The organism is Clostridium sp. ATCC BAA-442, assembly GCF_964239415.1.
Taxonomy (GTDB): Bacteria; Bacillota; Clostridia; order Oscillospirales; family Oscillospiraceae; genus Flavonifractor; species Flavonifractor plautii.
On sequence record NZ_CAXSQB010000044.1, the window covers coordinates 20,704 to 30,393 of the forward strand.

Annotated in this window: 12 protein-coding genes; 11 read left to right on the plus strand and 1 reads right to left on the minus strand. The window is 66.2% G+C overall.

Translation table 11 applies throughout. The features are described from left to right. Positions 1–58: 58 nt before the first annotated feature. The 3 genes from ACESY8_RS15380 (at position 59) to ACESY8_RS15390 (ending at position 2,039) form a co-directional block, all read left to right on the plus strand. Positions 59–235, plus strand: coding sequence for a type II toxin-antitoxin system antitoxin (locus ACESY8_RS15380; protein WP_009257519.1), 177 nt, complete (start codon positions 59–61; stop codon positions 233–235). Continuing rightward, positions 232–897 (plus strand): ComF family protein, encoded by a 666-nt coding sequence (locus tag ACESY8_RS15385; RefSeq protein WP_054339070.1) that lies wholly within the window; start codon positions 232–234, stop codon positions 895–897. The genes ACESY8_RS15380 and ACESY8_RS15385 overlap by 4 nt, the downstream gene beginning before the upstream one ends. Before the next feature lie 119 nt (positions 898–1,016). Beyond that, entirely contained in the window at positions 1,017–2,039 is a 1,023-nt protein-coding gene (locus ACESY8_RS15390) for a rod shape-determining protein (protein ID WP_007494905.1), read from the plus strand. A 60-nt stretch (positions 2,040–2,099) separates the two neighbouring features. Here ACESY8_RS15390 and murC read toward each other — a convergent pair whose 3' ends face one another. Beyond that, complete coding sequence (murC, locus tag ACESY8_RS15395) at positions 2,100–3,473, minus strand: UDP-N-acetylmuramate--L-alanine ligase (RefSeq protein WP_007494904.1); 1,374 nt, start codon at positions 3,471–3,473, stop codon at positions 2,100–2,102. A gap of 105 nt (positions 3,474–3,578) precedes the next feature. Here murC and ACESY8_RS15400 point away from each other — a divergent pair, with 105 nt between their 5' ends. The 8 genes from ACESY8_RS15400 to recO all read left to right on the plus strand — a co-directional run. Further along, positions 3,579–4,583 (plus strand): tRNA nucleotidyltransferase/poly(A) polymerase-related protein, encoded by a 1,005-nt coding sequence (locus ACESY8_RS15400; protein WP_156621679.1) that lies wholly within the window; start codon positions 3,579–3,581, stop codon positions 4,581–4,583. A 75-nt stretch (positions 4,584–4,658) separates the two neighbouring features. Continuing rightward, positions 4,659–4,940 (plus strand): YabP/YqfC family sporulation protein, encoded by a 282-nt coding sequence (locus ACESY8_RS15405; RefSeq protein ID WP_007494901.1) that lies wholly within the window; start codon positions 4,659–4,661, stop codon positions 4,938–4,940. Between the two features lie 12 nt (positions 4,941–4,952). Further along, complete coding sequence (locus ACESY8_RS15410; protein WP_009257522.1) at positions 4,953–6,185, plus strand: sporulation protein YqfD; 1,233 nt, start codon at positions 4,953–4,955, stop codon at positions 6,183–6,185. Then, entirely contained in the window at positions 6,182–7,147 is a 966-nt protein-coding gene (locus ACESY8_RS15415; protein ID WP_007494897.1) for a PhoH family protein, read from the plus strand. The genes ACESY8_RS15410 and ACESY8_RS15415 overlap by 4 nt, the downstream gene beginning before the upstream one ends. After that, complete coding sequence (gene ybeY, locus ACESY8_RS15420) at positions 7,144–7,647, plus strand: rRNA maturation RNase YbeY (RefSeq protein ID WP_007494895.1); 504 nt, start codon at positions 7,144–7,146, stop codon at positions 7,645–7,647. Before ACESY8_RS15415 ends, ybeY begins: the two co-directional genes overlap by 4 nt. Beyond that, entirely contained in the window at positions 7,640–7,852 is a 213-nt protein-coding gene (locus tag ACESY8_RS15425; protein WP_007494893.1) for a hypothetical protein, read from the plus strand. The genes ybeY and ACESY8_RS15425 overlap by 8 nt, the downstream gene beginning before the upstream one ends. Positions 7,853–8,040: 188 nt before the next feature. Continuing rightward, positions 8,041–8,934 (plus strand): GTPase Era, encoded by an 894-nt coding sequence (gene era / locus ACESY8_RS15430; RefSeq protein ID WP_054339071.1) that lies wholly within the window; start codon positions 8,041–8,043, stop codon positions 8,932–8,934. A gap of 204 nt (positions 8,935–9,138) precedes the next feature. Continuing rightward, positions 9,139–9,690, plus strand: a 552-nt coding sequence (gene recO / locus ACESY8_RS15435) for a DNA repair protein RecO (RefSeq protein ID WP_498794835.1), incomplete at its 3' end; no start/stop codon positions are given.

A 9,690-nucleotide genomic window follows, 5' to 3' on the forward strand; every position in this document is an offset into this window, starting at 1 on the left:
GCATAAGTGCAAAGTGCGTGCACAAACCGATACCATCACCCTGAAAGGTGGTGTCAATATGAAGCGAGACAAGCACCTCGGCATCCGCATGGACAGCCAGCTCCACAAGAAGCTGGTCTACATTGCGGAGTATGAGGGACGCTCCCTCAACTGGCAGGTCATCCACCTCATCCAAGAGTGCGTCCGCGCCTTCGAGCGGGAGCACGGTCCGATTCCGGACGAGGAGCTGTCATGAGCGGGCCGGTGGGGGTCCTGCTGGATCTGCTCTTCCCGCCCAAATGCGTGTTCTGCGGGCGGCTGCTCACCTCGGGGGAGCGGGACTTCTGTGCCCGCTGCCAGCGGGAGCTGCCGTGGCTGGAGGGGCCGGAGGCGGAGCAGACGGGGGAGTTTTTCACCCTGTGCGCGTCGCCCCTGGCCTACCGGGACCAGGTACGGGATTCCATCCGGCGCTACAAATTCAAAGGGCGGCAGGGCTACCACAAGGCCTACGGCCGCTTAGTGGCCCAGTGCGTCCACGACCATCTGGACGGGCGGTGGGACCTCATCACCTGGGTGCCCCTCTCCGACCAGAGGAGGAGGGAGCGGGGCTACGACCAGGCGTTCCTGCTGGCCAGCGCCGCGGCGCTGGAGCTGGGGGAGGTGGCGGTGGAGACGCTGCGCAAGGGGCGCAACACCGAGGCCCAGTCCGGCCTGGACGGCGACGCGGCCCGCCGGGCCAATGTGCTGGGGGCCTACACCGCCGTGGACGCAGAGCTGGTGGAGGGCAAACGGGTGCTCCTCATCGACGACGTGATCACCACCGGCGCGACTATTTCAGAATGTGCAAGGATTCTGCGCACCGTGGGGGCCAGAGAGGTGGTATGCGCCACCTTGGCCCGGGCGAGAGACCAGAAATAGAGAAAGTTTGTGGAAATTAGCGTTGAAATAGGTCGGATACTTCGGTATAATATAGGGGATTATTCATGAAATTCTGGGATAAACTAAAACAAAAGCTTTCAAGACTTCGAGGTGCGGGTATGTTCAGTAAGGATATCGGAATCGACCTGGGTACGGCGTCTATCCTGGTCTACGTCAAAGGCAAGGGCGTGGTGCTGCGGGAGCCCTCCGTGGTGGCCATCGACAAGAACACGGGCAAGCTGCTCAAGGTGGGCACCGAGGCGCAGCAGATGCTGGGCCGTACCCCCGGCAACATCGTCGCCATCCGCCCTCTGCGGGAGGGCGTCATCTCCGACTACGACATGACCGAGCGGATGCTCAAGGAGTTCATCCGCAAGGTGACTTCCTTCCGGCTGTTCAAACCCCGCATCGTCATCTGCGTCCCCTCCGGCATCACCGAGGTGGAGGAGCGCGCCGTCATCGACGCGGGCATCCAGGCGGGCGCCCGGCGGGTCTATCTGATTGAGGAGCCCGTGGCCGCCGCCATCGGCGCGGGCATCGACATCGCCAAGCCCGACGGCCACATGATCGTGGACATCGGCGGCGGCACCACCGACATCGCGGTCATCTCCCTGTCCGGCATCGTGGAGTCCACCTCCATCAAGATCGCCGGCGACCAGTTCGACGAGGCCATCGTGAAGTACATACGGCGCAAGCACAATGTACTCATCGGTGAGCGGACGGCGGAGGAGCTGAAGATGCAGATCGGCTGCGTCTTCCCCCGCCCGGAGGAGCAGACGGTGGAGATCAAGGGCCGCTGCCTCATGACCGGCCTGCCCCGGGTGTTCTCTGTGTCCTCCAGCGAGATGATCGAGGCCTTCGAGGAGGTCTCCACCCGCATCCTGGAGGCCATCCACGGCGTGCTGGAGCGCACGCCTCCCGAGCTGGTGGCCGATATCTCCACCAACGGCATCTGCATGACCGGCGGCGGCTCCCTGGTCTGGGGCTTCGACAAGCTCATCGAGTCCCACACCGGCATCGAGACCCATGTGGCCGACGACGCCATCTCCTGCGTGGCCTACGGCACCGGCAAGAGTCTGGACGACGTGGACTCCATGCAGGACGGCACCATCAACCTCTCCCGCAGAAAGCAGATGAACTGAAGAATAAAACAGCACGCCCGGCCAAGCGGCCGGGCGTGCTGTTTTACGCTGCATTGCGGCTCAGCCCTCCCGCAGCAGGGCCTCGCCCACGGTGAAAATGTCGCCGGCGCCTACGGTGAGGATCAGATCGCCGGGCCGGGCCAGCGCCCGCAGCCGCTCCGTCACCTCGGGCAGCGTGGCATAGTACTCACTGCCGGGGATGCGCGCCGCCAGATCCTTGGAGGAGATGCCGATGTCGTTGACCTCGCGGGCGGCGTAGATCTCCGCCAGAAGGGTGATGTCGGGCGCGCGGAGCGCCTCCACAAAGTCGTTGAACAGGGCGTGGGTGCGGGTATAGGTGTGGGGCTGGAAGGCGCAGATGACCCGCTCATAGCCCAGGGTGCGGGCGGCGGAGAGCAGGGCGTGGAGCTCACCGGGGTGGTGGGCGTAGTCGTCGTACACCTCCGCCCCGTGGTAGGTGCCCTTGTGCTCGAAGCGGCGGCCCGCCCCCCGGAAGGCGGCCAGGCCCTCGGAGACGGCCTCCGGCTCCACCGCCAGGGCGATGGCGGCGGCGGCGGCGGCCAGGGCGTTCTTTACGTTGTGCTCGCCGGGCACCCGCAGGGCCACGTGGGTGAACACATCCCCCCGGTACACCACGTCGAAGGAGGGCAGGCCCCGGTTCCAGGCGAGGTTGGCGGCGCGGACATCGCCCTGCTCCAGGCCGAAGGTGAGGACGGGCCGCTCCTCCCCCTCCAGGGTGTGCATGGTGTTGGCGTCGTCGGCATTGGCCACAATGATGCCGCTCTCCGGCACCCGGTCGGCGAAGGCGCGGAAGGAGTGCTCCACGTCGTCCAGATCCTTGAAGAAGTCCAGGTGATCGGCCTCGATGTTGAGGATCACCGCCACGGTGGGGAAGAAGGAGAGGAAGGAGTTGCAGTACTCGCAGCTCTCCAGGATGATGGTGTCCCCGTGGCCCACCCGGTAGCCGGAGCCCAACAGGGGCAGGGTGCCGCCGATCATCACCGTGGGGTCCATCCGGGCGGCCATGATGATGTGGGTGCACATGGAGGTGGTGGTGGTCTTGCCGTGGGTGCCCGCGATGCACAGGGCGTTCTTGTAGCCCCTCATGATGGCTCCCCAGGCCTGGGCCCGCTCAAAGACGGGGATGCCCGCGGCGCGGGCGGCGGCGATTTCGGGGTTTTCGTCGTGGACGGCGGCGGTGCGGATCACCAGCTCCGCGCCCTGGACGTTCTCCCCCCGGTGGCCGATGGCCACGGGGATGCCCAGGGCGCGCAGGTGCTCCACCGTGGCGCTGTTGCGCATGTCCGAGCCGGTGATCACCATGCCCGCCTTGTGAAGCACCTCGGCCAGGGGGGACATGGACACCCCGCCGATGCCCACCAGGTGGGCCCTGCGGCCGGGGGCGATGTAGTCGTGAATATTGGCGCTTGCCATGGGGTTTACACACCCTTTGCTCTAGTTTATAATAAGTTCCGAACACAATATTATAAACCATTATAGGCAAATAGCAAGAAAAAGATACCAGAGGGAGGCGGAAAAATGAAGGGATGGCCCATCCCCGGCGGCGTGCGGGCCTGCCTGGACACGCTGCGGCGGACAGGACACGCGGCCTACCCGGTGGGGGGCTGCGTGCGGGATCTCCTGCTGGGCCGGACGCCGGGGGATTTCGATGTGTGCACCGACGCCCGGCCGGAGCGGGTGATGGAGCTCTTTCCCCACACGGTCCCCACCGGCCTGCGCCACGGCACGGTCACGGTGCGGACGGAGGACGGGCCGGTGGAGGTGACCACCTTCCGCCGGGAGGCGGGCTATGCCGACGGCCGCCACCCGGACGCGGTGGACTTCGACGCCACTCTGGCGGAGGATCTGGCCCGGCGGGATTTCACCGTCAACGCCATGGCCCTGGATGAGAACGGTATGGTGATCGACCGGTACGGCGGGCAGATGGATCTGTTCCGAAACGTGATCCGCTGCGTGGGCGACCCGGACCGGCGGTTTGCCGAGGACGCCCTGCGGATGCTGCGGGCGGTGCGCTTCGCCGCCCAACTGGACTTCTCCATCGAGAAGGGCACCCTGGACGCCATCCGGCGCAGCGCCCGCCGGGCGGAAAACCTGTCGGGGGAGCGGATCAAGGCGGAGCTGGAGAAGATCCTGCTCTCCCCCCGGCCGGAGCTGGCGGGGGAGCTGCTCCGGCTGGGCCTGCTGGCCCACCTGGGGGGGAGTCCAGACTGTCCCGGCCTGCTGGCGCTCCGGGAGGAGCCGCCGGAGCCGGTGCCCCGGTGGCGGGCCTTCTGCCGCCTGACCGGCTTTCCCATTGCGGCCCTGCCGGTGGAGCGGGCCCTCCGCCGGGGGGTGCTCCACCCGGAGGCCGAGGCGGTGCGCGCCCTGGCCCTCTCCGGCGGGGAGCTGGCCGCCCTGGGGCTGGAGGGCCCGGCCATCGGCGCAGCCCAGCGCCGCCTGGCCGCCCACATCCTGTCCCACCCGGAGGACAATACCCCGGCGCGGCTGCTGGCCCTGGCCCGGGCGGAGCTGAGCGGGCCGTAGGGGCGGCCATTTTCGCTTGGACAGGCAAGAACGCCGTCCTCCCGGCATAAGCATTAGGGACGAGGAGGGACGGCCATGGAACGGAGCGGAAAGCGGGAGGGCCTGCTGGAAAAGACGGCGGAGGTATTTGATCTGCCGGGGGACGTGGTGGCGGGCCTGCCCCGCATTGAGCTGACAGGCAGCCGGGAGCTGCGGATGGAAAATCACAAGGGAATTCTCTCCTACGGCGGCGAGGAGATCCACATCTCCGGGGGCAAGCTGGTGGTGAAGGTGCGGGGCTCCGGCCTGGAGCTGCGGAGCATGAACGCCAGCCAGCTCCTGATCACCGGTGTCATCACGGCCGTGGAGCTGGAATAGGGGGGCGGAGGCATGCTGAAGCGGATGGTCAACGCCCTGCGGGGGAGCGTCCGGCTGGAGGTGTCCGGGGCCTTTCCGGAGCGGTTTCTCAACCTCTGCGCCCAGCGGGGCATTGTGTTCTGGAACGTGGAGTGGCTGGAGGCCACCCGTTTGCGCCTCACCGTCACCCGGCAGGGAAGCGGCCCGGCCCGGGCGCTGGGGGACAAGGTGCTGTGTACCGTGGTGCCGGCGGAGCAGTCTGGCGTGCCCTTTTTTCTGGGCCGGTTCCGGCGGCGCTATGCCCTGTTGGTGGGGCTGGCCCTGTCCCTGACGGCGGTATGCGTCCTCTCTCAGTTTGTGCTCACCATCGAAGTGGAGGGCAACGAGGCGGTCTCCACAGCGGAGATCCTCACCGAGCTGCGGCGGCAGGGGCTGCGGCCGGGGGTATACGGCCCCGGACTGGACGAGGGGACCATCAGCAGCGCGGCCCTGCTGGGCCTGCCCGAGCTGGCCTGGATGTCGGTCAACCTCCACGGCACCCGGGCGGAGGTGCTGGTGCGGGAGGCGGTGCCTGCGCCCGAAGTGGACGATGAGGAGCAGGTGGGCAGCATTGTGGCCCGGTCCTCCGGCATTGTGACCCATATCGAGCCCCTCAGCGGGGAAGCGCTGGTGGCCCAGGGGGACACGGTGCTGGCCGGGGAGGTGCTCATCTCCGGCGCGGTGACCCTGGATGCCCCCCAGTACAGCGAGTTGGAGAACCTGGGCCAAATACTGGTGCGGGCCCAGGGACAGGTCTTTGCCCGGACGTGGCACACCATGACGGCCTCCATTCCCCTGGAGGCCCAGGTGAAATCGTATACCGGCGAGAAGGCCAGCCGCTGGACCCTGAGCATCCTGGGACATCGCATCGATTTTTTCGGAAAGAGTGGAATTTCCTTCCCTGAGTATGATAAAATAACAGATACCTGGGCGCTCACCCTGCCCGGCGGCCGGGAGATGCCCCTGGCCCTGAGCCGGGAGACCTGCCGGGCCTATACCCTCGCGGCCGCGCCGGTGGACGCGGACGCGGCGGAGCGGCTGCTGGAGGAGCGGCTGCTGGAGGCCCTTCGGGCGCGGCTGGGAGACGGCGAGGTGGTGCATACCAGCTTCTCCTCCGCACAGCGGGACGGACGGCTGGAGGTCACCCTCCAGGCCGAGTGCACGGAGGAGATCGGGCGCTTTGTGCCGCTGGAGCCTATTACAGAAGAAAATGAGGCCGAACCATGATCGAACAGACCATCAGCATCGAGCGCATTGAGGATGTCATCGACATCTTCGGCTCGTTTGACGAAAACATCAAGCTCATTGAGCACGAGCTGGACGTCTCGGTGGTGAGCCGGGACGACCAGCTCAAGATCTCCGGGGAGGCGGAGAACGTCCTTTACGCCGTCAAGGCGGTCCAGGGCCTGCTGGGCCTGGCCGGGCGGAAGGAGACCATTACCGAGCAGAACGTCCGCTACATCATCAATCTGGTGAAGGCGGGCAACGAGGAGCACATCAACGACATCGCACGGGATGTGCTCTGCGTCACCGCCAAGGGCAAGCCCATCAAGCCCAAGACCCTGGGCCAGAAACGGTATGTGGACGCCATCAAGAAGAACACCATCACCCTGGGCATCGGCCCGGCGGGCACCGGCAAGACCTACCTGGCGGTGGCCGCCGCCGTGGCCGCCTTCCGGGACAAGCAGGTCAACCGCATCATCCTCACCCGCCCGGCGGTGGAGGCAGGGGAGCGGCTGGGCTTCCTGCCCGGCGATCTGCAGAGCAAGGTGGACCCCTATCTGCGGCCCCTGTACGACGCCCTCTTCGACATGCTGGGGGCGGAGACCTATAACAAATACCTGGAGCGGGGCAGCATCGAGGTGGCCCCCCTGGCCTACATGCGGGGCCGCACCCTGGACGACTCCTTCATCATTCTGGACGAGGCTCAGAACACCTCCCGGGAGCAGATGAAGATGTTCCTCACCCGCTTGGGCTTCGGCTCCAAGATCGTCATCACCGGCGACATCACCCAGATCGACCTGCCCCGGGACACGGTGTCCGGGCTGAAGGAGGCCATGCGGGTGCTGGACGGCGTGGAGGACATCGCCATTTGCAGGCTCAACGAGGCCGACGTGGTGCGCCACGTGATCGTCCAGCGCATCATCAAGGCCTATGAGGAGGACGAAAAGAGGAAGGGAAAGCGATGAACCACGAAATTCTGATCGAGACCGAGGTGGACGGGGCGGAGCCCTATGCCGGGCTGCTGCGCCGGGTGATCCCCGCCGCGCTGGAGGCGGAGGGGGTGTCCTTCCCCTGCGAGGTGGACGTGCTGTTCACCGACGACGAGGGCATCCACGCCATCAATCTGGAGCAGCGGGGCGTGGACCGGCCCACCGACGTGCTCTCCTTCCCCATGTTCCAGCTTACCCCCGGCGCACCGCCCACCCTGGACGACGTGGAGGCCGACCCTGGCACCGGACTGGTCCCTCTGGGGGACATGGTGCTCTCCCTGGAGCGGGCGGAAGCCCAGGGGGCGGAGTACGGCCACGGCGCGGAGCGGGAGGCGGCCTACCTGGCCGTCCACTCGGTGCTCCACCTGCTGGGCTACGACCACCTGGATGAGGGGCCGATGAAGGCCCAGATGCGGGAACGCGAGGAGGCCATCCTGGCCGCCCTGGGCATCACCCGGGAGGGCGCGGATGGATAAGAGGCTTTTGCGGTACGCCGGCGGCGGCGGGGCGATCTCCCTGCTCGCCTGCGGGCTGCTGTGCATGGCGCTGGGCGCGCTGGCGGGCGGAGACGTGGCCGGGTTGGTGGCCTGCGGCGTGATTTTCGCCCTGCCCGGCGTCGTATTCGGCTGTGCCTACGGCCTGTATGAGGCGCTGAAGGGGAGAGACGATCCGGACGCGTAGGGCGCGGCATCCTTGACGCGCTGACCTTCCGTAACGATTTACACACCATTTGCAGGGGACTCGGCTGCCGGGCCGCTGAACGACTCCGCGCCTTACCACAGCCTGCGCCTGCGCAGACGCGAATGTGCTCGGCCGCCCCTGTCGGAAAAAATTATCATAAAACCGCTCAAGAAAGTTGAGGATCACCTATGGAAATCAAGAAATCCGGAATGATCAGCATCGTGGGCCGCCCCAACGTAGGCAAGTCCACCCTGACCAACGCCCTGGTGGGCGAGAAGATCGCCATCGTCACCAACAAGCCCCAGACCACCCGCAACCGCATCTGCGCGGTGGTGAACCGGGAGGGCTGCCAGTTCGTCTTCCTGGACACCCCCGGCCTGCACAAGGCCCGCACCCGCCTGGGGGACTACATGGTGAAGGTGGTCAAGGAGAGCGTGGCCGACGTGGACGCGGTGCTTCTGCTGGTGGAGCCGATCCCCCACATCGGCGGGCCGGAGGCGGAGCTGATCCGGCGCATCAAGGAGCTGAATGTCCCCGCCGTGCTGGTCATCAACAAGATCGACACGGTGGAGAAGGAGGAGCTGCTCTCCGTCATGCAGGTCTACGGCGCGGCCCACGACTTCGCCGCCATCGTGCCCATCTCTGCCAAGCGGAACGAGGGGGTGGACGAGCTGCTGGGCTTGCTGGCCCAGTTCCTGCCCGAGGGGCCCCAGCTCTTCCCGGAGGACATGGTCACCGACCAGCCGGAACGCCAGGTGTGCGCCGAGATCATCCGGGAGAAGCTGCTGCTCTGCCTGGACAAGGAAATTCCCCACGGCACCGCCGTGGAGATCACCACCTTTTCCGAGCGGGACGACGGTATCATCGACCTGGACGCTACCATTTATTGTGAAAAGGCCAGCCACAAGGGGATCATCATCGGCAAGGGCGGGGCCATGCTCAAGAAGATCTCCACCCTGGCCCGCACCGACATTGAGGCATTTATGGGCACGAAGGTGTTTCTCCAGACCTGGGTGAAGGTAAAAGAAAACTGGAGAGATAATATGAATTTGATCAAGAATTTCGGATACCGGGACGAGTAAGGGCGCAGAAATTACCGCTCATAAACGGAACGCGGCCAGCCAACCTAAAGACAGAAAGGGGGGCTGTGCCATGAGCTGGGCGGAGCTACTCTGGCGGCTGTTTTTGCAGACCGGCCTGCCGGAGGTCTACAGCCTTTACCGGAGGGTGAAGGGCTGAGCACGCGGGCGCGGCGCGCCCGCATACATAATAGTGGAGGGAAGCCCATGCACATCAGCACCCAGGGCCTGGTGCTCCGGGAGGTCAACTATAAGGAGTCGGACAAGCTGCTCACCGTGCTCACCGCTGAGGGGGGCAAGCGCACGGTCAAGGCCCGGGGCTGCCGCCGGAAGGGCAGTCCCCTGGCCGCCGCGGCCCAGCTCCTGGTCTATTCGGACATGACCCTGTTTGAATACCGGGACTACTTCACCCTCAACGAGGCGGAGTCCCTCCAGCAGTTCTGGCGCGTCAGATCCGATCTGGAGAGGCTGAGCCTGGCCTCCTACTTTGCGGAAGTGATGGAGGCGGTGGCGGTGGAGGGGCGGCCCGATCCGCCGGCCCTCTCCCTCATCCTTAACTCCCTCTATGCCCTGGACAGGCTGAACCGGCCCCTGGAGCTGGTAAAGGCGGCCTTCGAGCTCAAGCTCATGTGCCTGGAGGGGTACGAGCCCCTGCTGGACGCCTGCGCGGTGTGCGGCGCGCCGGAGCCGGAGTCGCCTCTGTTCCACCTGAACGAGGGGGTGCTCTGCTGCGCCGCCTGCCGGGCGGAGGCGGGGGAG